Source organism: Rhodococcus sp. 320_ES (assembly GCF_059691855.1).
Genome location: NZ_JCAWAG010000001.1, coordinates 455,527 through 480,586, shown reverse-complemented (window position 1 = coordinate 480,586; position 25,060 = coordinate 455,527). Strand labels below are relative to the sequence as shown.

18 protein-coding genes and 2 tRNA genes are annotated in these 25,060 nt (G+C 66.2%); 12 read left to right on the top strand and 8 right to left on the bottom strand.

From position 1 onward, the window contains the following. Window positions 1-11 precede the first annotated feature (11 nt). On the top strand, window positions 12-1,670 hold the full coding sequence (locus AC59JP_RS02525; protein WP_497324838.1) for a sensor histidine kinase: 1,659 nt from the start codon (window positions 12-14) through the stop codon (window positions 1,668-1,670). Further along, complete coding sequence (locus AC59JP_RS02520) at window positions 1,667-2,320, top strand: response regulator (protein WP_497324049.1); 654 nt, start codon at window positions 1,667-1,669, stop codon at window positions 2,318-2,320. Before AC59JP_RS02525 ends, AC59JP_RS02520 begins: the two co-directional genes overlap by 4 nt. A 4-nt stretch (window positions 2,321-2,324) precedes the next feature. Here AC59JP_RS02520 and AC59JP_RS02515 read toward each other — a convergent pair whose 3' ends face one another. From AC59JP_RS02515 to AC59JP_RS02500, 4 genes are all read right to left on the bottom strand, one after another. Next, window positions 2,325-4,190, bottom strand: coding sequence for a Na+/H+ antiporter (locus AC59JP_RS02515; protein ID WP_497324048.1), 1,866 nt, complete (start codon window positions 4,188-4,190; stop codon window positions 2,325-2,327). Window positions 4,191-4,323: 133 nt separating this feature from the next. Beyond that, window positions 4,324-4,395 (bottom strand) — tRNA-Val (locus AC59JP_RS02510). A gap of 8 nt (window positions 4,396-4,403) precedes the next feature. Beyond that, complete coding sequence (locus AC59JP_RS02505; protein WP_497324047.1) at window positions 4,404-4,868, bottom strand: peroxiredoxin; 465 nt, start codon at window positions 4,866-4,868, stop codon at window positions 4,404-4,406. Next, entirely contained in the window at window positions 4,865-5,287 is a 423-nt protein-coding gene (locus AC59JP_RS02500) for a DUF3052 domain-containing protein (RefSeq protein WP_497324046.1), read from the bottom strand. Before AC59JP_RS02500 ends, AC59JP_RS02505 begins: the two co-directional genes overlap by 4 nt. 259 nt (window positions 5,288-5,546) lie before the next feature. On the opposite strand from AC59JP_RS02500, the gene aceE reads away from it, so the two are divergent. The 6 genes from aceE (at window position 5,547) to AC59JP_RS02470 (ending at window position 13,974) form a co-directional block, all read left to right on the top strand. After that, window positions 5,547-8,342 carry a pyruvate dehydrogenase (acetyl-transferring), homodimeric type gene (gene aceE, locus AC59JP_RS02495; RefSeq protein WP_497324045.1) on the top strand — a complete coding sequence of 932 codons (2,796 nt, stop codon included), beginning with the start codon at window positions 5,547-5,549 and terminating at the stop codon, window positions 8,340-8,342. Window positions 8,343-8,419: 77 nt separating this feature from the next. Beyond that, window positions 8,420-9,778, top strand: coding sequence for a PucR family transcriptional regulator (locus AC59JP_RS02490; RefSeq protein WP_497324044.1), 1,359 nt, complete (start codon window positions 8,420-8,422; stop codon window positions 9,776-9,778). Between the two features lie 128 nt (window positions 9,779-9,906). Further along, window positions 9,907-10,815 carry an ACP S-malonyltransferase gene (locus tag AC59JP_RS02485; protein ID WP_497324043.1) on the top strand — a complete coding sequence of 303 codons (909 nt, stop codon included), beginning with the start codon at window positions 9,907-9,909 and terminating at the stop codon, window positions 10,813-10,815. A gap of 87 nt (window positions 10,816-10,902) precedes the next feature. Further along, on the top strand, window positions 10,903-11,199 hold the full coding sequence (gene acpM, locus AC59JP_RS02480) for a meromycolate extension acyl carrier protein AcpM (RefSeq protein ID WP_497324042.1): 297 nt from the start codon (window positions 10,903-10,905) through the stop codon (window positions 11,197-11,199). A gap of 8 nt (window positions 11,200-11,207) precedes the next feature. Beyond that, window positions 11,208-12,458, top strand: a complete 1,251-nt coding sequence (locus AC59JP_RS02475; RefSeq protein ID WP_497324041.1) for a KasA/KasB family beta-ketoacyl-ACP synthase — start codon at window positions 11,208-11,210, stop codon at window positions 12,456-12,458. 82 nt (window positions 12,459-12,540) lie between these two features. Beyond that, window positions 12,541-13,974 carry an acyl-CoA carboxylase subunit beta gene (locus AC59JP_RS02470; protein WP_497324040.1) on the top strand — a complete coding sequence of 478 codons (1,434 nt, stop codon included), beginning with the start codon at window positions 12,541-12,543 and terminating at the stop codon, window positions 13,972-13,974. A gap of 140 nt (window positions 13,975-14,114) precedes the next feature. On the opposite strand, the gene AC59JP_RS02465 is transcribed toward AC59JP_RS02470, so the two are convergent. Together AC59JP_RS02465 and AC59JP_RS02460 are read right to left on the bottom strand one after the other, a co-directional pair. Next, the gene (locus AC59JP_RS02465; RefSeq protein WP_497324039.1) at window positions 14,115-14,627 is read right to left on the bottom strand and encodes a DUF3145 domain-containing protein; all 513 of its coding nucleotides are present in this window, start codon (window positions 14,625-14,627) and stop codon (window positions 14,115-14,117) included. Window positions 14,628-14,752: 125 nt separating this feature from the next. After that, window positions 14,753-15,568, bottom strand: coding sequence for a serine hydrolase domain-containing protein (locus tag AC59JP_RS02460; protein WP_497324038.1), 816 nt, complete (start codon window positions 15,566-15,568; stop codon window positions 14,753-14,755). A gap of 40 nt (window positions 15,569-15,608) precedes the next feature. Between AC59JP_RS02460 and AC59JP_RS02455 the strand changes: the two genes are divergently transcribed. Further along, the gene (locus tag AC59JP_RS02455; RefSeq protein ID WP_497324037.1) at window positions 15,609-17,744 is read left to right on the top strand and encodes a molybdopterin-dependent oxidoreductase; all 2,136 of its coding nucleotides are present in this window, start codon (window positions 15,609-15,611) and stop codon (window positions 17,742-17,744) included. Here the strand turns inward: AC59JP_RS02455 and AC59JP_RS02450 are convergent. After that, entirely contained in the window at window positions 17,713-19,536 is a 1,824-nt protein-coding gene (locus AC59JP_RS02450) for a putative bifunctional diguanylate cyclase/phosphodiesterase (protein WP_497324036.1), read from the bottom strand. The two genes, AC59JP_RS02455 and AC59JP_RS02450, sit on opposite strands and share 32 nt — an antisense overlap. Window positions 19,537-19,805: 269 nt before the next feature. On the opposite strand from AC59JP_RS02450, the gene AC59JP_RS02445 reads away from it, so the two are divergent. Continuing rightward, complete coding sequence (locus tag AC59JP_RS02445) at window positions 19,806-20,288, top strand: PAS domain S-box protein (RefSeq protein ID WP_497324035.1); 483 nt, start codon at window positions 19,806-19,808, stop codon at window positions 20,286-20,288. A gap of 11 nt (window positions 20,289-20,299) precedes the next feature. On the opposite strand, the gene AC59JP_RS02440 is transcribed toward AC59JP_RS02445, so the two are convergent. Further along, window positions 20,300-20,376 (bottom strand) — tRNA-Ile (locus AC59JP_RS02440). A 196-nt stretch (window positions 20,377-20,572) separates the two neighbouring features. On the opposite strand from AC59JP_RS02440, the gene AC59JP_RS02435 reads away from it, so the two are divergent. Beyond that, window positions 20,573-22,765: a sensor domain-containing protein gene (locus AC59JP_RS02435; RefSeq protein ID WP_497324034.1), complete on the top strand. Its 2,193-nt coding sequence runs from the start codon at window positions 20,573-20,575 to the stop codon at window positions 22,763-22,765. 107 nt (window positions 22,766-22,872) lie between these two features. Then, complete coding sequence (treS, locus tag AC59JP_RS02430; protein ID WP_497324033.1) at window positions 22,873-25,056, top strand: maltose alpha-D-glucosyltransferase; 2,184 nt, start codon at window positions 22,873-22,875, stop codon at window positions 25,054-25,056. The last annotated feature ends 4 nt before the right edge of the window (window positions 25,057-25,060 follow it).

Sequence of the window (25,060 nt, the reverse complement as noted above, 5' to 3'; positions counted from 1 at the left end):
GACGGCGATCCATCCGGCTGAGGACCCAGGTCCTCCTGCTGCAGGCCGCCCTGGTGGCGTTCACCCTGCTGGCCGCCTTTGCCGCGTTCGCGTTCACCAGCGGCCAGCGCCTGTCCGACGAGTACGGCCAACGCGCGCTCGCCATCGCACGGGCCGTGGCCGCCGATCCCGAGGTGCGCTCGCAGGTGACGCAGTTCGCGACGGCAGACAGCGCCGGCACCCCCGCCGCTCCGGCTGCCGTGTTGGCGAACGGGTCGCTGCAACGCGCGGCCGAAAGCTATCGAACGAGAACCGACGCGCTGTTCGTGGTGATCACCGACGATCGCGGACTGCGTCTGGCGCACCCCGACCCCACCGTCCTGGGCCAGGTGGTCAGCACCGACCCCACCGCCGCACTCGCCGGGAACGAGGTGATCGAGCAGGAGCGCGGAACGCTCGGCGATTCGGTTCGAGCGAAAGTGCCCGTCTTCGAACCGGATTCGACCGATTTGGTCGCGGGCGAGGTGAGTGTCGGCATCTCCACCACCGCGGTCCGCGGCGAGCTGTTTCGCGATCTCGTCAACGGCGGCCTTGTCACGGGCGCCGTCCTCGCCCTCGGCGTGCTCGGCTCGATTCTGTTGGCGCGGCGGTGGAAACGGCTCACCCTCGGCCTCGAACCGGAGGAGCTCACCGAACTGGTCCGCGAGCAGGAAGCAGTGTTGCACGGCATCGGCGAAGGCGTCGTGGCCGTCGACGCCACCGGGATCGTCACCGTCGTCAACGACGAGGCCCGTTCGCTTCTCGCCATCACCGGCGACGTCGGATCCGACGTCGCAGCAATCGGTCTGACGCCGCGGCTGCTCGACGTCATCGGCGACGCCACCGGTGAGCCGCTGCTCGCGTCGGTCGAGGATCACGTGGTGATTGCGTCGGCCCGGCGGGTGCTGCGCGACGGGGCGAACCTCGGAACCGTTCTGACGGTGCGTGATCGCACCGACGTCGACACCCTCACTCGCCAGCTCGACGCCGTGCAGTCGATGAGTTCCGCATTGCGGGCCCAGCGCCACGAGTTCGCCAACCGCCTGCATCTCATCTCGGGTCTGCTGCACGACGAACACCCCGAGCGAGCCAAGGAGTACATCGACGAGATCCTCGGAGTCGGTCCGCGAGCGGAGTCGCTGAGCGGTATCGACACCGTCTCCGACACCTATCTCAGCGCGTTCCTCACCGCGAAAGCCGCGCACGCCAGAGAAAGTGGGGTGCGCCTGGTGCTCGGGGAGAACACCTGGGTCAGCGACGAGGTCGCGGTACCCGTCGACGTGACGACGGTGGTGGGCAACCTGATCGACAACGCGGTCGACGCCGCCCGACTCGGCGCACGGCGGCCGGCCGAAGTCGAAGTGGAACTGCTACAGGAGGATTCGACGTTGCACATCACCGTGGCCGACACCGGTGACGGTGTCGCACTCGACGCCGAGTCGGCGTTCACCGAGGGCGTGACCACCCGCACCACCACGGCGCCAGGCGGACGCGGGCTCGGTTTGGCGCTCAGCAGACAGATCGCGCGCAGTCGGGGCGGGGACATTCTGATCGCCGACCCCGGTGGTGTTCCCGGCCCCGAGAACACCCGCGGCGGAGCAGTGTTCATCGCCCGACTCCCCCACGCCCTGACGACGGGACAGAGCGCATGAGCTTGTCCGTTCTCGTGGTCGACGACGACTTCCGCGTGGCCAATCTTCATGCGAGCTTGGTCGATTCGCTCGACGGTTTCGCCGTGGGAGCGCAGGCCAACAGCATCGAGCAGGCGGACCAACTCGTGGCCACGACGGCGTTCGACCTTGCCTTGGTCGACGTTTACCTTCCCGACGGCTCCGGCATCGATTTGGTGCGCCGGTTGCCCTGCGACGCAATCGTTCTGAGCGCGGCGGCCGACTCGGCGTCCATTCGCTCCGCCGTCACCGCCGGCGCGTTCACGTACCTGATCAAACCGTTCCCGCGGTCGGCGCTGGTCGACCGGCTGCAGGCGTACGCGCGCTACCGCGGGGCCGTCGACCGATCCGACGACCTCACGCAACCCGAACTCGACGCCGCCCTCGAAGCGCTTCGCGTGGCCGCCAAACCCGACGTCGCCGCGACCCACACCGTGACGCGCGACCTGGTGCTCACCGCCGTCCGCGGTGCCGACTCCCCCATGTCCGCGGGCGAGGTCGCGACCGCGATCGGCATCTCGCGGGCGACCGCCCAGCGCTACCTCGCGGCACTCGTGTCGAAACAGCAGCTGCGCATGCAGCTTCGGTACGGCTCGACCGGCCGCCCCGAGCAGGAATACACATCCAGTTGAGGCGTCACGCCGTGTAGTGGTGCACGTAGCACCACCGCCAGCTCTCCCCCGGCTCGGCGGATTCCATCACCGGATGCGTCGTGTCGTAGAAATGTTGCGTCGCATGCTGTTTCGGTGACGAGTCGCAGCACGCCACGTGCCCGCACTCGAGGCACTGCCGCAGCGCAACCCACTCGGTGCCGTCGCGTAGGCATTCGTGGCAGATGCCGTCGGTCTGCGTCTCGACCTCGGGATAGCGATCGAGGTGGTCGCACGATTTGCTGTGTCCGGCCCGCAGCACGTTCGACGTTCTGATCGCTGAGCGCGCTTCGTCTGCCCGGTCGATCATCGATTCCTCGACGTCGAGCATCGCGAGTACCTCACCGATCACCTCGGACGGCACGTTGCCGGACTTACGAATCTCGAGAATGCGATGGCGCTCGGCGTCGATCATGGTCTGCCGGACGCGGGAGTACAGCTCGCTGGGTGTCTCCTGATCGGGTGTGGTTCCCAGGCGCTCCCAGGCCGCGAAGTTGCGCTGGTCGACGCGCTGGCGGACCTGCGCCTCCACGCCGTGCGGGTCCTCGTATTCGAGCTCGCCGAGTGCCTTGAATCCCGCCTTGGACGCCTGCTGCAGCAGCGTGGCGCGGGCCAGCGCGTCGTCCATCGGGTCGGGTGACGGCACCTCGAGTCGGCGCGAGAGCCACGGCAACGACAGACCCTGGATGAACAGCGTGCCGGCCACGACGGTGAAGGCGATGAGCAGCAATATCTCTCGGTCCTGCGTACCGGCCGGGATGACGAACGCCGCGGCGAGCGTGACCACACCGCGCATGCCGGCCCAGCCCAGCAGGAGGGTGTAGCGCCACGACGGCTTGGTTCCGGTGACGCGATCGGCTCCGGGCCGCACCAGCACCCAGCGCGCGGCGTACACCCAGATCATGCGCAGCACGATCACCGCGAGCAGGGTGGCGACGCAGACCACCACGATGGTGACCAACGACAGCGAACTCTTGCTGACGTCGGCGAGCAGCCACGACGCCTGCAAACCGATCAGTAGGAAGACCGCGTTCTCGAGGATGTACGCGATGGTTCGCCAGTTCATCCTCTCGGCGATACGCGATTGCGCCGACTGCAGGATCGGCGCCTTGTGGCCCAGCAGCAGACCGGCGATCACCACGGCGAGCACGCCCGACGCGTGGATCTCCTCGGCAACGAGGTAGGCGGCGAACGGGATCACGAGCGAAATCGCGGTGTCGAGAACAGGATTGGCCAGCTTCCGGCGAATCTTCGCCACCACGAAGAACGTGGCGAGACCCACCACGATGCCGCCACCGGCCGCGAGGAGGAAGTCGAACCCGATCGTCCACGGATGCACGGAGTTGCTCAACGCGTAGATAGCGGTACTGAGCGCCACCAGCGCGGTCGCGTCGTTCAGCAGCGACTCACCTTCGAGGATCGTCACGATGCGGCGGGGCAACCCGATGCGTCGCCCGATCGCGGTCGCGGCCACCGCATCCGGCGGTGCGACGACGGCGCCGATGGCCAGCGCGGCCGGCCACGAGATGTTCGGGACGATCAAATGAACCACCGCGCCGACACCCACCGTCGTGAAGGCCACCAAGCCGACCGACAGCAGGAGGATCGATCGCCGATTGGCGTTGAAATCGACCAGCGACGACTGGATGGCCGTCGCGTAGAGGAGCGGCGGGAGCAACCCGATCAGCACCATCTCGGGTTCGAGATGGACCTCCGGAACGCCCGGAACGTAGGACGCGATGACACCGACCACGATCAACGACAGCGGCGGCGGGATGTTCACCCGTTCGGACAAGGCCGTGACAGCGAGGACGCCGGCGACGAGCGCGACGAGAAAGAGAGCGATTTCCACTTCGTGATTCTGCACCGCCGGAGCGATGGGCGTTCACCGACCGTCACTGCACCCAAGTCGCCCGCATGCGCGGGATCCCGCTGCATTCCGCCGACTTCGGTGCAACCACGCGCACCGACGGCCGAGTTCACAGTGGGCGCAGAGGGGTTCGAACCCCCGACCGCTGGTGTGTAAAACCAGAGCTCTACCGCTGAGCTATACGCCCGTGAAGCACTAGGAGGCTAGCGCGGCGAGCGCTTTCTCCCAAGCTCCCTGGTCACGGGCCTCTCCCGGCCCCATCATCTCGGCAAAGCGCACGATGCCCTCTTTGTCGATGACAAACGTGCCGCGGTTGGCGAACCCGAGCTTGTCGTTGAACACGCCATAGGCCTGCGCCACGGCGCCGTGCGGCCAGAAGTCGGACAGCAAGGGGAACAGGTATCCCTGCTCGGCTGCCCAGATCTTGTGCGTCGGCGGGGCTCCGACGGACACCGCGAGGATGGCCGTCGTCTCGTTCTCGAACTTCGGGAGTTCGTCGCGGACCTGGCACAGCTCGCCCTGACAGGTTCCGGTGAAGGCGAGCGGGTAGAACACGAGCAGAACGTTCTTCGAACCCCGGTACGACGAGAGGGTCACGTCCTGGTTGTTCTGATCCTTCAACGTGAAATCGGGCGCCTCTGCACCCACCTCGACGGTCATCGCTTGCTCGGCTGTGCCTTGGGCTGAACCAGCCGGCTGCCGGACCACATGCCGAGGTTCGCGGCGGATGTCTGCGTCAGTCCTGCCGTCGGAGCCGATTCGGCGATCTCGCTGGGTTCGACGTGCCCGGACTGGCCGGTCTTGGGTGTCAGCACCCACACGAAGCCCTCGTCGCCGAGCGGAGTGATGGCGTCCATCAACGCGTCGACCAGATCCCCGTCCCCGTCGCGCCACCACAGGATCACCACGTCGATGACTTCGTCCGAGTCCTCGTCGAGAGTCTCGCCGCCGATCATCTCCTCGATGTCGGCGCGGATGTCCTCGTCGGTGTCCTCGTCCCAACCCAGTTCCTGGACCACCATGTCTCGCGTAATTCCGAGCTTCTGAGCGTAATTCTGGGCGTCGGCCGCGGCGACCACGGTGGTGTCCTCCTCTGATCTGGGTAAACGGGGTAAAGCAAAGCGAACAGTGTCTGACGCCTCAACGCAAGCTGGCGCGTCGTTTCGGTGTTCATTAATTTCAGGCCTACCCATTCGGCGACCTGATGTACCAGGACGGCCCAGATGTAGCAGGATTGACCTGGATCACCGTCAGGGATTATGCGGCCCGGCGTCACACAGTCGAGTCGCAGGATCGGATGCACCACCGTGCAGCCACCACATCGAGGAGATAAACACGTTGTCGGAGTCGACGAGCGAGAAGACCGCACCCGCGAAAAGCGAGCGCGTCCGTGTCATCAGAGAAGGGGTGGCCTCGTACCTCCCCGATATCGACAGTGACGAGACCGGCGAATGGATGGAGTCGTTCGACCAGCTCGTCGAGCGATCGGGTCCGGCCCGCGCGCGCTATCTGATGCTGCGGCTGCTCGAACGAGCAGGCGAGAAACACGTTGCGATTCCCGCGCTGACGTCGACCGACTACGTCAACACCATCCCCACCGAGAACGAGCCGTGGTTCCCGGGCGACGAGAGCGCCGAGCGCAAGTACCGCGCGTGGATCCGCTGGAACGCCGCGATCATGGTGCACCGCGCGCAGCGTCCCGGTGTGGGCGTCGGCGGCCACATCTCCACCTACGCGTCCTCGGCGGCGCTGTACGAGGTCGGCTTCAACCACTTCTTCCGCGGCAAGGATCACCCCGGCGGCGGTGACCACATCTTCATCCAGGGTCACGCCTCCCCCGGCATCTACGCCCGCGCGTTCCTCGAGGGCCGCATCTCTCCCGAGCAGATGGACGGATTCCGTCAGGAGCACAGCCACGCCGACGACGGCGGCGGCCTGCCGTCCTACCCGCACCCGCGCCTGCTGCCCGACTTCTGGGAGTTCCCGACGGTGTCGATGGGCCTCGGCCCGATGAACGCCATCTACCAGGCCCGCTTCAACCACTACCTCGAAGATCGCAAGATCAAGGACACCTCGGACCAGCACGTCTGGGCGTTCCTCGGCGACGGCGAGATGGACGAACCCGAGTCACGCGGCCTCGCGCACGTGGCCGCGACCGAAGGTCTCGACAACCTGACCTTCGTCATCAACTGCAACCTGCAGCGCCTCGACGGACCCGTCCGCGGCAACGGCAAGATCATCCAGGAGCTGGAGTCGTTCTTCCGCGGCGCCGGCTGGAACGTCATCAAGGTCGTCTGGGGACGCGAGTGGGACGCCCTGCTGCACAAGGACCGTGACGGCGCCCTGGTGAACCTGATGAACACCACGCCCGACGGCGACTTCCAGACCTACAAGGCCAACGACGGCGGGTACGTCCGCGACAACTTCTTCGGTCGCGATCCGCGCACGAAGGAACTGGTCAAGGACCTCACGGACGACGAGATCTGGAACCTCAAGCGCGGTGGACACGACTACCGCAAGGTGCACGCCGCCTACGCGGCCGCGATGGCACACAAGGGCCAGCCGACGGTCATCCTGGCGCACACCATCAAGGGCTACACCCTCGGCAAGCACTTCGAGGGCCGCAACGCGACGCACCAGATGAAGAAGCTCACGCTCGACGATCTGAAGGCGTTCCGCGACATTCAGCACATCCCGATCTCCGACGAGGAGCTCGAGAAGGATCCGTACCTGCCCCCGTACTACCACCCCGGAGCGGACGCACCGGAGATCCAGTACATGCAGGAGCGCCGCCGCGCGCTCGGCGGGTTCGTGCCCGAGCGCCGCACGGATTCCAAGCCGCTGCCGATGCCGCCCGACTCGACCTACAAGTCGATCATGAAGGGGTCCGGCAAGCAGGAGGTCGCCACCACGATGGCCCTCGTGCGCGTCATGAAGGAACTGCTGCGCGACAAGGAAATCGGACACCGCATCGTGCCGATCATCCCCGACGAAGCGCGCACGTTCGGTATGGACTCGTGGTTCCCGTCGCTCAAGATCTACAACCGCAACGGTCAGCTCTACACGTCCGTCGACTCGGAGCTGATGCTCGCCTACAAGGAGAACTCGGCGGGCCAGATCCTGCACGAGGGCATCAACGAAGCCGGTTCGACGTCGTCGTTCACCGCCGTCGGCACGTCGTACGCCACGCACGGCGAGCCGATGATCCCGCTGTACATCTTCTACTCGATGTTCGGTTTCCAGCGGACCGGTGACGGTCTGTGGGCCGCCGCGGATCAGATGGCCCGCGGATTCGTCCTCGGCGCCACGGCCGGGCGCACCACGCTGACCGGTGAGGGGCTGCAGCACGCGGACGGGCACTCGCTCCTGCTCGCGTCCACCAACCCCGCGGCGTTGGCATACGACCCGGCGTTCTCGTTCGAGATCGCGCACATCGTCAAGGACGGACTTCGCCGGATGTACGGCGGAACCGAAGGCGTAGACGGCTTCGGCGGTGAGAACGTCTTCTACTACATCACCCTCTACAACGAGCCGTACCAGCAGCCGGCGGAGCCCGAGGACCTCGACGTCGAGGGGCTGCTCAAAGGCATCTACCTCTACAAGAAGGGGTCGGGCGACGGGCCCAAGGCTCAGCTGCTCGTCTCGGGCGTCGGCATGCCGTCGGGCCTGCGGGCGCAGGAACTGCTCGCCGAGGACTGGGGTGTCTCGGCCGACGTCTGGTCGGTCACCTCGTGGAGCGAGCTGCGCCGCGACGGTGTCGAGGCGGAGACGCACGCCCTGCGCCACCCGGACGAGGAGTTCCGCGTGCCGTACGTGACGCAGAAGCTCAACGACTCGGACGGTCCGTTCATCGCGGCGTCCGACTGGATGCGGGCGGTTCCCGACCAGATCCGTCAGTGGGTGCCGGGCGACTACGTCACCCTCGGAACCGACGGATTCGGCTTCTCGGACACCCGCACCGCCGCGCGTCGCTACTTCAACGTCGATGCCGAATCGATCGTCGTCGCGGCACTGTCGGCGCTCGGCAAGTCCGGCGAGGTCGACCCCTCCAAGGCGGTCGACGCGGCGAAGAAGTACCAGATCGACAACGTGTTGGCTGCGCCCGTGTCGACGTCGGATCCCGGCGTCGCCTGATCGACACGCGACCGCGGCCCGCGGCGACCGGCGATGTCGGTCACCGCGGGCCGCCGTCGTCGGCGTAGGTTTTTCTCATGGCCGACACCCCCGCCGACGACACGGTGCCGCGGGACGACGTTCCGGTGCATGTTCCCGAGACCCGCGATCATTACGCGAACGACGGTCATCTCTCCGGTTCGGGACTGCGCCGAACCACCCGTAATCGCGTGCCGCTTCCCGATGCGCTTCTGCGGCGCGTCAAGCAGTTCTCGGGCCGGCTCTCCACCGAGGCCATCACGTCGATGCAGGATCAGCTGCCGTTCGTCGGTGACCTGGACGCCGCTCAGCGGGCCAGCGTTCAGCTGCTGGTGCAGACGGCCATCGTCAACTTCCTCGAGTGGTTGCAGGATCCCGAGAGCGACATCCGCTTCAGTCTCGACGCGTTCCAGGTCATTCCTCAGGACCTCGCTCGACGGCTGACGTTGCGCCAGACCGTCGACATGGTTCGGGTCGCGATGGAGTTCTTCGAGCAGTGGCTGCCGGCGCTGGCACGTAACGACCAGCAGCTCGTCGCGCTCACGGAAGCGATCCTGAGGTACGGGCGCGAGCTCGGTTTCGCCGCGGCATCCGTGTACGCCAGCGCGGCAGAGTCGCGCGGCGCCTGGGACACCCGGCTGGAGGCGCTCGTCGTCGACGCCGTGGTGCGCGGTGACACGGGATCGGACATGCTCTCGCGCGCGGCGACTCTCAACTGGGACGCGACGGCTCCGGCCACGGTGCTCGTCGGCTCGCCTCCGCCGAACCAGGGCGTCTCGGTGGTCGGAACCGTCCACACGGTCGCGCAGAAGCACGGCCGTGCCGCGTTGGCGGTCGTGCAGGGCACCAGGCTGGTGATGGTGGTCAGCGGGCACATCGACGGTTCCGCCGCCGGATCCGCGTTTCTGGACGACCTCATGAAAAACTTTTCCGATTCACCGGTTGTGATCGGTCCCACAACCCGCACTCTCGGGGCTGCGCACACCAGCGCACTCGAAGCCTTTGCCGGAATGGCGGCGGTAGTGGGATGGCGCGGCGCTCCGAGACCGGTCCACGCGGGCGAACTGCTGCCCGAGCGGGCACTTCTCGGTGATTCCGCCGCGATCGCCACTCTCGGTGAGGCGATTGTCACACCTCTTGCTGCCGCCGGATCGGCCCTCGCCGACACTCTCGACGCTTATCTGGATTCGGGCGGCGCCGTCGAGACCTGTGCTCGGTCACTGTTTGTTCATCCAAATACGGTCCGGTACCGACTCAAGCGTATTGCGGAAGTCACAGGGCGTGATCCAACCAACGCACGCGACGCGTACGTGCTCAGAGTGGCCGCAACCGTAGGTCGTTTGACCCAATCACGTAACGAATCTTCGTCATTGATCACAACTGCAACATCTGACCCAATCGGCGACCTACTTCGGTAACAGGTCGTGGCGCCGGAACGATGGTGTCCGCTTTTCTGGCCTTTTGTAGGGATCTGACAAATACGGAGTTCAGAGTTCATCGCGTAGGACATGCTCTTCGAGCCCGTTCACAGTGTTCTCTTAGTTCCGTGATCGCGTTGCTTGCGCCCGGACAGGGCTCCCAGACTCCCGGAATGCTGACCTCCTGGCTCGAGATGCCAGGCGCAGCAGACCGCCTCGCACTCTGGTCGAAGGCGTCCAAGCTGGACCTGGCTCGCCTCGGCACCACCGCCACGGCGGAGGAAATCACCGACACGGCCGTCACTCAGCCGCTCGTCGTCGCAGCTGCACTCCTCGCCTACGAAGAGGCCGGCAAGCGCGGAGAGCTGCCCTCGCAGCTCGTCGCCGCCGGCCATTCGGTCGGCGAACTCGCCGCCGCCGCGGTCGCGGGAGTCATCTCCTCCGACGAGGCCGTCATGCTCGCCGCCATCCGCGGCGCTGCCATGGCGAAGGCGTGCGCTCTGGAGCCGACGGGTATGTCCGCCGTCCTCGGCGGCGACGAGGAGGCCGTTCTCGCCCGCCTCGCCGAGTTGGGTCTGGAACCGGCCAACCGCAACGCTGCCGGGCAGATCGTCGCTGCCGGCTTGCTGACGGCGCTGGAAGAGCTCGCCGCGAACCCGCCCGAGAAGGCGCGCATCCGCCCCCTCCCGGTCGCCGGCGCGTTCCACACCCGCTTCATGGCTCCCGCGCAGGACGCGTTCGCCGAAGCCGCCGCATCCATCACCCCCTCCGACCCGATGACGCCCCTGCTGTCGAACGCCGACGGCAAGCCGGTCACGTCGGGCGCCGAAGCTCTCGACAAGCTGGCCGCTCAGGTGACGCGGCCGGTCCGATGGGACCTGTGCACAGCGACGCTGCGCGAGACCGAGGTCTCCGCGCTCGTGGAACTGCCGCCCGCCGGCACGTTGGTCGGCATCGCCAAGCGCGAAATGCGCGGCACCACGACCCGTGCCCTCAAGACCCCGGAAGACATTTCCGGATTGGCCGAGCTCTCCTAGCTCGGCCTCAACCAGGTCCGCGGCGACGACGCCGCGCGATCCACGCTGTGCATCGCAGCTCCTCACGAAGAAGAAGGGAGCCACTCAGTGGCCGCCACTCAGGAAGAACTCATCGCCGGACTCGCGGAGATCATCGAGGAAGTTACCGGCATCGAGCCGTCCGAGGTGACGATCGAGAAGTCCTTCGTCGACGATCTGGACATCGACTCGCTGTCGATGGTCGAGATCGCAGTGCAGACCGAAGACAAGTACGGCGTCAAGATCCCGGACGAAGACCTCGCCAGCCTGCGCACCGTCGGTGATGCCGTCGCGTACATCCAGAAGCTCGAAGCCGAGAACCCGGATGCAGCACAGGCGATCAAGGCAAAACTCGAAGGCGAGTGACCAGAGCCGTGACTACGCCAAGCACAGCCAATGGGGGCTTCCGCAACGTCGTCGTGTCCAGCCTTGCTGCCACCACGTCCATTGCGGGTGACGTCGATGCGACGTGGAAGGGTTTGCTGAACGGCGAGAGCGGCATCGACGTACTCGAGGACGATTTCGTCACCGAGTACGACCTGCCCGTCCGAATCGGGGGGCACCTTGCCGTCAGCCCGACGTCCCTCCTCAGCCGCGTCGAACAGCGGCGGATGAGTTACGTCGAGCAGATGGCATACGTGCTCGGGCAAGAGGTCTGGAAGAACGCCGGCAGCCCGGAGGTCGACCAGGATCGTCTCGGCGTAGTCATCGGCACCGGTCTCGGTGGTGGCGACGCACTCGTCGACGCCACCGACAAGATGAAGGCAGGCGGATACCGCAAGGTGTCCCCGCTGTCCGTTCAGATGATCATGCCCAACGGCCCGTCGGCCGTCGTCGGACTCGACATCGGTGCCCGAGGCGGCGTCATCACGCCCGTCTCGGCGTGCTCGTCGGGTTCCGAGGCCATCGCACACGCGTGGCGCATGATCGTGATGGGTGACGCCGACATCGTCGTCACCGGAGGCGTCGAGGGATACATCGACGCGGTGCCGATCGCAAGCTTCTCCATGATGCGCGCGATGAGCACACGCAACGACGATCCCAAGGGTGCATCGCGTCCGTTCGACCGGGACCGCGACGGTTTCGTCTTCGGCGAGGCCGGAGCCCTCATGGTCATCGAGTCCGAGGACCATGCGAAGGCCCGCGGAGCGACGATTCACGCTCGTCTCCTCGGCGCCGGGATCACCTCCGACGGGTACCACCTGGTGGCACCCGACCCCGACGGTGCAGGCGCTTCCCGTGCAATGCGGCGCGCGATCGAAACTGCCGGACTGACCAGCAGCGACATCAAGCATGTCAACGCACACGCCACGGCGACACCCATCGGTGACACCGCGGAGGCCAAGGCCATCACGAAGGCGGTCGGCAATCACGCTGCCGTCTACGCACCGAAATCGGCCCTGGGACATTCGATCGGCGCCGTCGGCGCCCTCGAATCGGTTCTGACAGTGCTCAGTCTGCGGGACGGGGTCATCCCTCCCACGCTGAACCTGGACAACCAGGATCCAGAAATCGATCTCGACGTGGTCTCGGGCGAGGCCCGTCGCGGCGATTTCGACTACGCGCTGAACAACTCGTTCGGCTTCGGTGGGCACAACGTTGCGCTCGCCTTCGGTCGGTACTGAGAACCGATCAATCGCAACAGGTTTCGGGTGGGGGACGGCAAGATCGACGGCCCCCACCCGGGCCCGGCAGAGGGAGAACGCGATGACAGTCTTGGCCCCCAACACCCGCTCCAACTCGTCGGCTGATCCGCGAGATCCCCTGCAGCGCCTGGAGAAACTGTTCGACGCAGGCACCACCGTCCCGCTTCACGCTCGCGACAAGTCCGGAGTTCTCGCTGCAGCCGGTGAGATCGACGGCGTTCGCACCATCGCCTACTGCTCCGACGCCACCGTCATGGGCGGCGCCATGGGAGTCGACGGCTGCAAGCACATCGTCGCCGCGATCGACGAGGCCATCGAGACCGAGGCCCCGATCGTCGGCATCTGGCACTCCGGCGGAGCTCGGCTCGCCGAGGGTGTCGAGGCCCTGCACGCCGTCGGCCTGGTCTTCGAAGCCATGGTTCGCGCGTCCGGCCACATCCCGCAGATCTCCGTGGTGCTCGGCTTCGCAGCCGGCGGCGCCGCGTACGGACCCGCCCTCACCGACGTCGTGATCATGGCCCCGGAAGGCCGCGTGTTCGTCACCGGCCCCGACGTGGTCCGCTCGGTCACCGGCGAGCAGGTCGACATGAACTCCCTCGGCGGCCCGGACACGCACTACAAGAAGTCCGGCGTCTGCCACATCGTCGCGCACGACGAGCTCGATGCCCTCACCCGCGGTCGACGCCTCGTGTCGATGTTCAGCGAGCAGGGAACGTTCGACCTCTCCGCAGCCGCACACGGCGACACCGACCTCAAAGCGCTTCTGCCCGAGTCCAATCGGCGCGCCTACGACGTACACCCGGTCATCCACGAGCTGCTCGACAACGTCGAAGGTGAATCGTCGTTCGAGGAGTTTCAGGGCGGTTGGGCCCGCAGCATCGTCACCGGAATGGGCCGACTCGGCGGTCGCAGCGTCGGCGTCATCGCCAACAACCCGATCCGGCTCGGCGGCTGCCTGAACTCCGAAAGCGCCGAGAAGGCAGCACGTTTCGTGCGCCTCTGCGACGCCTTCGGCATCCCGCTCGTGGTGATCGTCGACGTTCCGGGATACCTGCCCGGCGTCAGCATGGAGTGGGAAGGCGTAGTGCGCCGCGGCGCAAAGCTGCTGCACGCCTTCGCCGAAGCCAAGGTTCCGCGCGTCACGCTGGTGACCCGCAAGATCTACGGCGGCGCCTACATCGCGATGAACGCACGCTCGCTCGGCGCCACCGCCGTCTTCGCCTGGCCCGAGTCCGAGGTCGCCGTCATGGGAGCCAAGGCGGCCGTGGGCATCCTGCACAAGAAGGCACTTGCAGCAGCCTCCGACGAAGAGCGCGAGAACCTTCACGATCGCCTCACCGCCGAGCACGAAGCCATCGCCGGTGGCGTGGACCGTGCCGTCGCGATCGGGGTCGTGGATCAGGTCATCGATCCCGCCAAGACCCGCAGCATCATCACCCGCGCGCTGGCCGAGGCGCCGGCGCGGCGCGGGCGGCACAAGAACATTCCGCTGTAGGCCGCAGCCCACATAGCGGACCCAATGTCACATTGGGTCCGCTATGTGGACCGAACGTCACATTGGGTCCGCTGGAACGTGGGGTCCGCTGGAACGTGGGGTCCGCTGGTATGTGGGTCCGCTGGTCAGGAGCAGCCGAACTACACCGCACTCCTCGCCAACCACGTCACCTCTGCGCCCACGCCGCCGAGGCGGAACGGTTCCAAGGCTTCGTCCCACGCCGTTCCCAGCGCGTATTCCAGTTCGCCGGCCACGTTCGCCGCACCGCGTTCGAGGATGGCTTTGAGCCGCTGCTCCCCCACCGTCACGTCGCCGTTGGCGCTGGTAGTGCCATGCCACAGTCCGAGGCCGGGGACATGCGAGAAGCGTTCACCGTCGACACCGTCGCTGGGATCCTCGGTGACTTCGAAGCGCAGCATCTGCCACGAGCGCAGCACACTGGCCAGCCGTGCGCCGGTTCCCACCGGCCCGACCCAGTTGGTGGTCGCCCGGAGCTGATTGTCGTACGCAGGTTGCGTCGACCACTTCAGGTTCGCCCTGCAGTCGAGCGCATCGGACAGAGCCCACTCGACGTGCGGACACAGCGCAGCGGGCGACGAGTGGATGTACACGACACCCGTTGTCGCCTCCGCGAACTGGTTCATTCCATGCACCGGTTTACCTCCAGCTTCGACGAGGGACGTCTTCCCCAACGACCTCTGTCTGTGCTGGTGTTTCCGTTGCTCTCCAGTGTGCCTCGAGTTACCCCTGTTACACCAGTCGTACGGCGCGTCGGATGTTATTCCTGTGGCGAACCTGGCAGAGTGCTGTCGCTCAGCGCCGGCCACAGTGGCTTGGCCCAGTCGCCGAAATCGCGATCGGTCAGCACGACCAACGCCCGCCGCACCACCGGATCGACCCACAGGAACGTCCCCGACTGGCCGAAATGCCCGTACGTGGCAGCAGAATTGCGCGCGCCCGTCCAATGCGGATCCTTCTCCGACTTGATCTCGAAGCCCAGACCCCAATCGTTCGGTCGCTGCGAGCCGTAGCCGGGCAAGATGCCGTCGAGACCCAAGAACTGGACCGACATGGCCTGCGCGTGCGTTTCGGCCGAGATGAGCGTCGGGTTCAGCAGCTCGCCTGCGAAGGCGGCCAGATCGGACACCGTCGAGCGGGCGCCGTGGCCGGCGGGCCCCGGCAGCGACGTCCGCGTCATTCCCAACGGATCGAGCACGGCCTCCTGCAGGTAGTCGGCGAACCGGAACGTGGTCTGTTCTTCCGTGAAGTCCGCCAGCACTTCGAATCCCGCGCTGGAGTAGATCCGTTTGGTCTCAGGCGGACTCTGTACGCGATGCTCACCGAACGCGAGCCCCGACGCGTGCGCCAACAGATGTCGCACGGTCGACCCTTCCGGTCCCGCCGGGTCGTCGAGCTCGAACGCTCCCTCCTCGAGCGCGACCAACACCGCGTACGCACTGAGCAGCTTGGTCACCGACGCCAGCTCGTACACCGCGTCGATGTCACCGTGCGTCTCGTCGATCCATCCGTCGCCGAGCACGGCCGCAGCCACCGACGAAACGGGCCAGTCGTGAAGTGCACTCAAAGAAGTCACTACGGCAGCCTACGAGTCGGCGCCCGGTTACCGTGAAGGCATGACCACCACCGCGTACGGCTCCTGCAACCTCTGCGAGGCAATGTGCGGACTCGAGTTCACCGTTGCCGACGGCGCTGTGCAGTCCATCCGCGGTGACAAGGAGGATCCGCTCTCCCGCGGCCACATCTGCCCCAAGGCCACCGCTCTCGTCGACATCCATTCCGACCCCGATCGTCTGCGCCGCCCGGTGCGCAGAACGGCCGACGGGTGGCAGGAGATCGGATGGGACGAGGCGTACGACCTCGTGATCGACGGGCTCACCGGCACGCGCGAGAAGTACGGCGCCGACGCGGTGGGTGTGTACGCGGGAAATCCCAACGTGCACAGCCTCGGAGCGATGACGCACGGCATTCCCTTCCTGAGCCTACTGCGCACGCGTAACCGGTACTCCGCGACGTCTCTGGACCAACTCCCCCACCAATTGGCGAACAGACTCCTCTACGGGCATCAGTTGCTGCTGCCGGTCGCCGACATCGACAACACCGACTTCTTCCTCGTCCTCGGCGCCAATCCGATGGCGTCCAACGGCAGCATGATGACCGTGCCCGATTTCGCCAAGCGCGCCAAGGCACTTCGGGCGCGCGGCGGCAAGATGATCGTGGTCGACCCCCGCCGCACCGAGACCGCGGACATCGCCGACAAGCACCATTTCATCCGGCCGGGGACCGACGCCTACCTTCTGCTGGCTCTGATCCACACCATCATCTCCGACGGTATGGCCTCTCCCGCACCGTACGTCGATGGGCTCGAGGAGGTCGGGCAGGCCGTTCTCACGTTCACCCCGGAGGCCGTGTCCGCGGTGGTCGGCATCGATGCTGCGGAGATCCGTTCTCTCGGTGCTGATCTGGCGGGGGCGGATCGTGCGGCGGTGTACGGGCGGATGGGTGTGTCGACGCAGCGTTTCGGGTCGGTGTGCCAGTGGGCCATTCAAGTGCTGAACATCATCACGGGCAACTTGGACCGGGTGGGTGGGACGTTGATGACCGATCCGGCGGTGTCGCTGGTGTCGGCGGGGGTGATCGGCCGGGGCCATCTGGACAAGTGGCGCAGCAGGGTTCGTGATCTTCCGGAGTTCGCGGGTGAGTTGCCGTGTTCGACTCTGGTGGACGAGATCACCACGGAGGGCAAGGGCCAGATCCGGGCGATGGTGGTGGCGTCGGGCAATCCGGTGTTGTCGATGCCGGGTGGGGAGGGTCTGGACGAGGCGTTCGCGGGCTTGGACTTCATGGTGTCGTTCGACATCTATGTGAACGAGACGTCGCGGCATGCCGATGTGATTCTGCCGCCGACGTCGGCGTTGGAGCGCGATCATTACGATTTGATCTTCCACTCGTTCGCGGTGCGCAACACCGCGAAGTTGTCACCTGCGGTGCTGCCGAAAACTGCTGGCGCGAAGCATGATTGGGAGATCTTCCGCGATCTGGCGCTGCGCTACACCGCGCGCCGCAACACGAGCGTGTTGGACCGGTTGCATCCGAAATCCATGGTGCGCGAGGCGCGATTCCGACTCTCCCCCACGGCGTCCGTGGACATCCTGCTACGCCGCGCCCGCAAGGGCCTGTCCGTGTCCGCGCTGCGCAAGAACCCGCACGGTGTCGACCTCGGACCGCTGAAGCCGGGCCTGCCGGGCAAGCTGAAGACCCGCGACAAGCGGATTTCGTTGATGCAGCCGACCATCACCTCGCACCTTCCGGAGTTGGCCGCAGCGTTGAGCGAGGCGCCCACCTCGGGGCTGTTGCTGATCGGCCGGCGTCATGTGCGCAGCAACAACTCGTGGATGCACAACGCGGAGCGATTGGTCAAAGGCAAACCGCGACACCACCTTCTGGCGCATCCGGACGACCTCGCCGACCGCGGGATCGGTGACGGCGCCCTTGCTCGCATCACCTCGGCGGCCGGCGTGGTGGACGTCGAGGTGTCGGCGAGCGATCGCATGATGCGCGGGGTGGTGAGCCTGCCCCACGGGTTCGGGCACACCAAGTCGGGAAGCAAGCTCACCGTTGCAACCGCGGTCGCGGGAGCGAACGTGAACGACCTCACCGATCCCGGTCAGGTGGACGCCGTGTCGGCGAACGCCGTTCTGAACGGTGTACCGGTGGAGATCACGCCGTCACCAGCGGCTGCCCCGAGTTGAGGAGTTCGACGAACGAGTCCTCGTCCACGGGTGCGGACACGAAGGGCCCCTGCGCGTTGTAGCAGCCGAGTTCGAGGAGGATGCGCGCCGCCCGGTCCGTCTGCAGGCCTTCGGCAACGATGTCCAGTTCGAGGGCGCGGGCCAGCTCGGCGGTGGCGTGCACGATCACCAGGTCGTCGGCCTCGGTTCCGAGACCGACGACGAAGTCGCTGTCGATCTTCAGCACGTCGAACGGCAGTTCCTTGAGGTGCAGCAGCGAGCTGAATCCGGTGCCGAAATCGTCGATGGCGATGCGGATGCCCAGTTCCTGAAGTCGTCCCAGCACGATCCGGGTGCGCACGATGTCGTGAACGACCGCCACTTCGGTGACCTCGAGGCACAGGCGGTCGCCGGGGACGCCGTGCCGCCGCAGCGCGTCCTCCACCGAGGAGACGAAGTCGGCGCCGAGCAACTGGGCGGGAGAGACGTTGGTTCGCAGCGTCACGTCCGGGTTGGCGCCGCCGCACCGCCACCGGGCCAGGGCCGCGCACGCGTTGTCGATGACCCATCGGCCGAGCTGACCGCCGAGGTTCGTCCCCTCCGCAACCGGAACGAACTGCGTCGAGTGCAGTCGACCGCGAGTCGGATGGTCCCAGGCCGCCAGCGCTTCGACCGCCGTGATCGATCCCGTGCGCAGATCGACCTCCGGCAGGTATTCCAGGAGCAGTCCACCGTCCGTGACGGCCGATTGGAGGTGAATCTCGATGTCGTTGCGCAGTTCGCTCTCGGCGCGCATCTGATCGGTGAAGACGACCACCACGTTCCCACCGGCGACTTTGGCCTCCAGGGCGGCCCGGTCGGCGGCGAGCATGGCCTCGGTGGCGGTGACCGTGCCCGGATCGGCAGCGTAGACGCCGATACTGGCGTTGCGGCTCACTCTCTCGTGCCCGAGTTCGACCTGCTCGGAAATCAGCTCGCGCACGACGACGGCCCTGGCCACGGCGTCGTCGCGGGTGTGCGATCCCGCGAGCACGATCACGAATTCGTCCCCGCCGAGCCTGGCGATGAAATCGCCGGGGCCCATGCGCTCGCGCAGCCGCACCGCGATCGCCTGGATGTACTGATCTCCCGCGACGTGTCCCAGGAAATCGTTGAGCGCCTTGAGTCGGTCCAGATCGACGAACAGAATCGCGACCGGGCCCGGATGTCCCATGGCCAGGCGACCTTCGAGGTGCGCCGTCAGGCTGCGGCGGTTCGCCAGACCGGTCAGATCGTCGTGCAGCGCCAGAAACCGCAGCCGATCCTCGGCCGACACTCGTTCCTGCAGCTGGGCGAGGAGGGTGGCGATCGCTTTGAGTGCCGCGATCTCCTCGTCCGGCCAGTCGCGGTCGCCGAAACGGACGAACCCGAGTGTGCCGGTCGGACGCCCACCGGCGACGAGAGGGACCGACACCATCGTGGTCATCGCGAGGGCAGACCCGATCGCTCCTGCGTCGTCGCCCCGATTGGCGGGCCGGAAGATGCCCACCTCGCGCTGATACTCGGCGGGGGCGAACACGGGATCGGCATCCTCGAAGAACACCACTCCCAACGGGTCCGGATCCGGAATGTGCGCCCTGGGCGGCCATTCCGCGACGAGAATCGTCGCCCGGCGATCGTGGTCGTTGTGGCGCAGAAAACAGGTGTCGATGTCGAAATATTCGACGAGATCGCGGAGAATCACGCGATAGGCATGGTCGACAGTGGTGGCATCGACGCCCATCAGACGCGAAGCCACGTCGGCGACCAAGACGTCGAGCGGCCGACGCGGCACGTTCCCTCCTTCTGAAGAAACCCGGTTGCGGGGAGCCTACAGTTTCTAGATCAACATGGCGTCCGCCACGCGTTTTGCGCTCGACGCGCCTCCGTGCGCGACCCCGGATCGATTGGGTTCAGCGGTCTCGAAACCGGGTTGTATCGAGATGCTCGACTGGAGAATCGGCGCTTGGACTGAGTAGTCGGTTTTCTTGAAACCTGAAATGGGACCGACATTCAAGGTGTTGCGGTGTGACACCGCCGAATGGTTTGTGAGAAAATTTCCGCATGAAGAGCACGGAAAACGGCTCGATCCCCGACTCCGCCGACGCCCACGCCGGAAATTCGGCCGGTGACGTCGGCGCCGAGGCCGCTGCCGAACTGTCCGCCTTCTACTACCTGATCGTCACGTCCAGTCAGGCCACCTCGGTCCACGACGAGCAGGGCGCGCTGGTGCTATTCAATCCGTCGTGCACGTCGTTGCTGGGATACGAGAGCGGCGAGCTGTCCGTGATGGAGGCCCCGAACATCGTCGACCCGTCGCACGCCGCCGCTCTGGAATCCGCAACGGAGGCCGCCCTCACACCGGGCCGAGGTCGAGCGGCTGCCCGTGTCGACTTGATCCGCAAGGACGGCAGCTCGATCACGGTCGATCTCGACATCAGCGTCGCCCGTGTGGCGGACCGGCAGTTCACCGTCGTCGTGTCCACTCCCGTCGACGGCGCCGCAGAGGCGGATCACGCCGTGACCTGGGCCCACGCCTTCAACTGACGCCATACGTGTGGTGGGGCGGGCGGGGCTCGAACCCGCGACCAATGGATTATGAGTCCACGGCTCTAACCGACTGAGCTACCGCCCCGTGACGCGCCCGAAGTGCGCGCGCCACATGCTACCGGCAGCACCGCGCGCAAGCGCATTCGCAATGAACGGCTGATTCGAGACCAATCTGCTACCTTGTATTGGTACCCAAAGTTTGTTTTGCGGGGTAAAACAGGGAACAAAGATCAACAGCGTCGCGAGAAAGGAAGCCTGCCGGTTCGCGGGAGGCCGGTGCTATGACTTACTCGACCAGCATCGCGGATGTGTTTGCCCCGATGTTCAGGTATGCACCGGACTTCGTGTCCGTGTCCGACGCCGAGGGTCGAATCCATTACGTGAACCCCGCCGGGTCGAGCTTGATCGGTCTTCGCTGGGACGCACCACACAACTTGTGCATCGACGACATATTCACCGCCGTCGACGCGCTTCACGAGTCCAGCCTCGCCGGGTTGGTCCGTGAGGACGCGACATGGACCGGTGACGCAACGCTCCTCCATCTCGAGAGTCAGGAAAGGATCCCGGTGTCGACATCTGCTTTCGTCATCAACGGCACCGGGGACGACCGACCGATGGTCGCCTCGATTCACCGAGATCTGCGGGACCGCCGATTCCACGATCAACAGCTCCAGGACGCCCTCGACTCCTCTGCGTTCCGCGTGCGGGAGCAGCGTGTGGTGGCCGAGCTGAGTCAGCTCGCCCTGCGCGGGCGTCTCGACGAGTTGCTCGCGTCCGCCGCCGACGCCGCCGTCGACCTGATGGGAGCGCGTTGCGCGTTCGTCACCCGTCTGCACACCGCGCCGGCCACGCTCGAGACCGTCGCTCAGAGCGGCTCTTTTCTTCCCTTCGGCAACCTCCCCCCTGCGCTCGATTCGCTCCCCGGATACGCGATCGACGTCAACCGGGCCGTGGTCTGCTCCGAGCCCACCGCCGAAACCAGATTCTCGACCGAGGTCCTCGTGGCGCACGGTCTGTCCAACGGGGTCGCGATTCCCATCGCCGGACCCGGACGCGCGTGGGGTGCACTCACCGTCTTCGGCGCGACCGCGAACGCCGTGTCCACCGGCGACCTGTCGGTGCTGGACACGATGGCCGACATCCTGTCCGCTGCCATCCGGCGCGTGGACCTCGAGGCCGAGCTGCGGTATCGCAGCCTTCGTGACCCGCTGACGGGCCTGCCCAACCGCGCGCTCGCGTACGACCGAATCGACAGCGCACTCGAACGGCTCGCCGGACGCGCCACTCACACAGCCGTCATGCTGATCGATCTGGACGACTTCAAGTCCATCAACGATTCGCTCGGACACGAGGCCGGGGACGCCGCCCTCATCGGGCTGGCGCAGCGCCTCGCCCGCGCCGCGCGAGCCGGGGACACCGTTGCGCGCCTGGGCGGTGACGAGTTCGTCGCCGTCTGCGAGGACATCGAGGATCCGCAGGACTGCTACGCGATGGCCGATGCCTTCGCCGAAGCCGTGCGGGCGCCGATCGTGTTGGACGGCAACGAACTTCAGATCACTGCGAGCATCGGCATCGCCATGGCCGAGTCCTCGATGGCGGGTGCGGAATTGATTCGTCGCGCCGACGTCGCGATGTACCGGGCCAAGGACAGCGGACCGGACAACACCGCCATGTTCGACACCGACGACCGCGAACAGGCTCGTCGTCAGCTCGCCCTGTCGACCGACCTGCGCGGGGCACTCGATCACAACGATCTGACACTCGAGTACCAGCCCATCTTCGACATCGAATCCGGCCGGATCACCGCCGTCGAGGCGCTCGCTCGATGGCACCACCCCACACTCGGTGTGGTCAGTCCCGCCACGTTCGTGCCGGTCGCCGAGCGCACCGGGTTGATCAACTCGCTGGGCTTGTGGGCGCTGCGCACGGCGTGTGAACAGGCGGCCGAATGGCAGGCGATCGCCGACATCGGTATGCGCGTCAACGTCAGCGCTCTGCAGTTGCGCCAACCCAACTTCGTCGCCGAGGTCACCGCAGTCCTGTCGAACACGCAACTGCCGGTCGGCAAGCTCGGTCTCGAGATCACCGAGACGGTGTGGCTGGCCGACACCGTGCAGGTGCGCGATGCGTTGTCCGAGCTGCACGCGCTGGGCGTGTCGATCCTGCTGGACGATCTCGGAAGCGGACACAACTCGGTGACCTACCTCAACCGGTATCCCGTCATCGAGGCGTTCAAAATCGACCAGGCCTACATTCAGGCGATGCCGGGGCGGCGCCCCGAAGCGATCGTCTCGGCCATCGTCTCGCTCGCCCATGCCTTCGACGTGGCCGTGGTCGGCGAGGGAGTCGAGACGCAGACACAGCTCGACCGCCTGCGCGAGAGCGGATGCGATCTCGCTCAAGGCTTTCTGCTCGCCGGCCCGGCCAGCGCCAGCGAGGTCACGTCGATGCTTCTCGAGCGTTCTGCGGGCTGAATCAGGCACCACTCCGCGTCGGCCGACCACACTCCGTAGGGTGGTCACCGACACCAGAGTCCGGGCTGTGTTTTCACCCGCACGCCCTCGGGTAAGTACGGAGGACCATGGACCCCGAAGTGCAGCACGAGCCCAGCGAAATCACCTACGACGAGAAGTTCTACCCTGCTCGGCCTCGTCCGCTGAAGCCGTCGGTTCGCCGTGCCCATCGGGGCGCGACGTCCATCCCTCAGGGCGACGCCGATGCGTCGAATCCCGAGTACGTCGCGTGGCTCACCGAGCAGTCGATGTTGCAGGACGCCAAGCTGATCGCGGAGCAGTTGTCGGGCAAGGGCAGCATGTGGCAGAACCCCTACGCCGACCCGAACCCGCGCGGCGCCGTCGAACGCGCCGCCGTGTGGTTCACCGCGTATCCCATCTCGCTGATCGCGGCGCCGGGAAAGAGTTTCCTCGGCACGCTCGGAGACGAGGAGTTGTGGCAGGCGTTCTCCGAAATCGGTGTCACCGCAGTGCATACCGGCCCTGTGAAGGAAGCCGGCGGCATCCACGGCTGGCGGCCCACCCCGTCCGTCGACGGTCATTTCGACAGGGTCAGCATGCAGATCGATCCCGCGTTCGGCACCGAGGAGGAGTTCCGGCGCCTGTGCACCGTGGCTGCGGCGTACGACGGCACCGTCATCGACGACATCGTGCCCGGCCACACCGGCAAGGGGGCCGACTTCCGCCTCGCCGAGATGGCCGTATCGGACTACCCCGGCATCTACCACATGGTGGAGATCGAGCCCGAGGACTGGCACCTGCTCCCCCGCGTTCGCGCCGGTGCGGACTCGGTGAACATCGACGCCGAGGCCGAGGCCAACCTCGCCCGCGCCGGATACATCGTCGGACAGTTGCAGCGCGTCATCTTCTACGAGATGGGCGTCAAGGAGACCAACTGGAGCGCGACGCCGGTGATCACCGGTGTCGACGGCAAGGACCGTCGTTGGGTCTACCTGCACTACTTCAAGGCCGGACAGCCTTCCATCAACTGGCTGGACCCTTCGTTCGCCGGAATGCGTCTGGTGATCGGCGATGCCTGTCACTCGATCGCCGACCTGGGCGCCGGCGCACTTCGCTTGGACGCCAACGGCTTTCTCGGCGTCGAGCGCCGCACCGAGGGACCGGGATGGTCGGAGGGGCACCCGCTGTCCGAAGCGGCGAACCACCTGATCGCCAGTGTGGTGCGCAAGATGGGCGGCTTCACCTTCCAGGAGCTGAACCTGACCATCGACGACATCAAGGCGATGGGTACGTCGGGCGCGGATCTGTCGTACGACTTCATCAACCGTCCGGCGTATCAACACGCTCTGGTCATGGGTAACACCGAGTTCCTGCGGTTGACGATGAATCTGTCGCGCGATCACGGCGTCGATCCGGCATCGCTGGTGCACGCTCTGCAGAACCACGACGAGATGACGTTCGAGCTCATCCACTTCGCCACGCTGCACCACGAGGACGAGTTCTCCTACTGCGGAGACGTGCTCAAGGGCGGTGACCTCGGCGATCAGATTCGCGCCGAGCTGACGGACCGACTGACGGGCCGGTGGGCACCGTACAACCGAACGTTCACCACCAACGGAATCGCCTGCACCACAGCCAGTGTCATCACGGCGTCACTCGGTATTCGCGATCTCGACCGGATGGACGAGTCGGACGTCGAGACCGTCAAACGTGCTCACCTCATGCTGGCCGCGTACAACGCTCTGCAGCCAGGCGTGTTCGCGCTGTCGGGCTGGGACCTGTTGGGCGTGCTCCCCATTCCGGCCGAAGAGGTGTCCGAGCTGATCCGTGAGGGTGACACCCGCTGGATCAATCGCGGCGCGCACGACCTGATGGGCGCATCACCCGACGCCACCCGTTCCGAGTCGGGCATTCCCCGTGGGCGAAGCCTGTACGGAACGCTGCCCGATCAGTTGCGCGATCCCTCGTCGTTCGCTCGGCAGCTGGGCCGGATCATCGACATCCGCAGCCGTTTCGGTATCGCCACCGCGCAGCAACTCGACATTCCGAGCGTGTCGCACAAGGCGTTGCTGGTGCTCGTCCACCAGCTGGCAGACGGGTCCATCCAGTCGACGGTGATCAACTTCTCCCCCGACGAGATCCAGGCGACGGTCATCTCCAAGCACCTCACGGTCGGTGCGTCGGTGATCAACCTGTTCACCGACGAGGAGGTCGCGGTGGTCGACGAACTGGGCGGCTTCCCGATGACCCTGCAGCCGTTCGAAGCCGTACCGGTGATCCTGCGCGGTTAGCGGC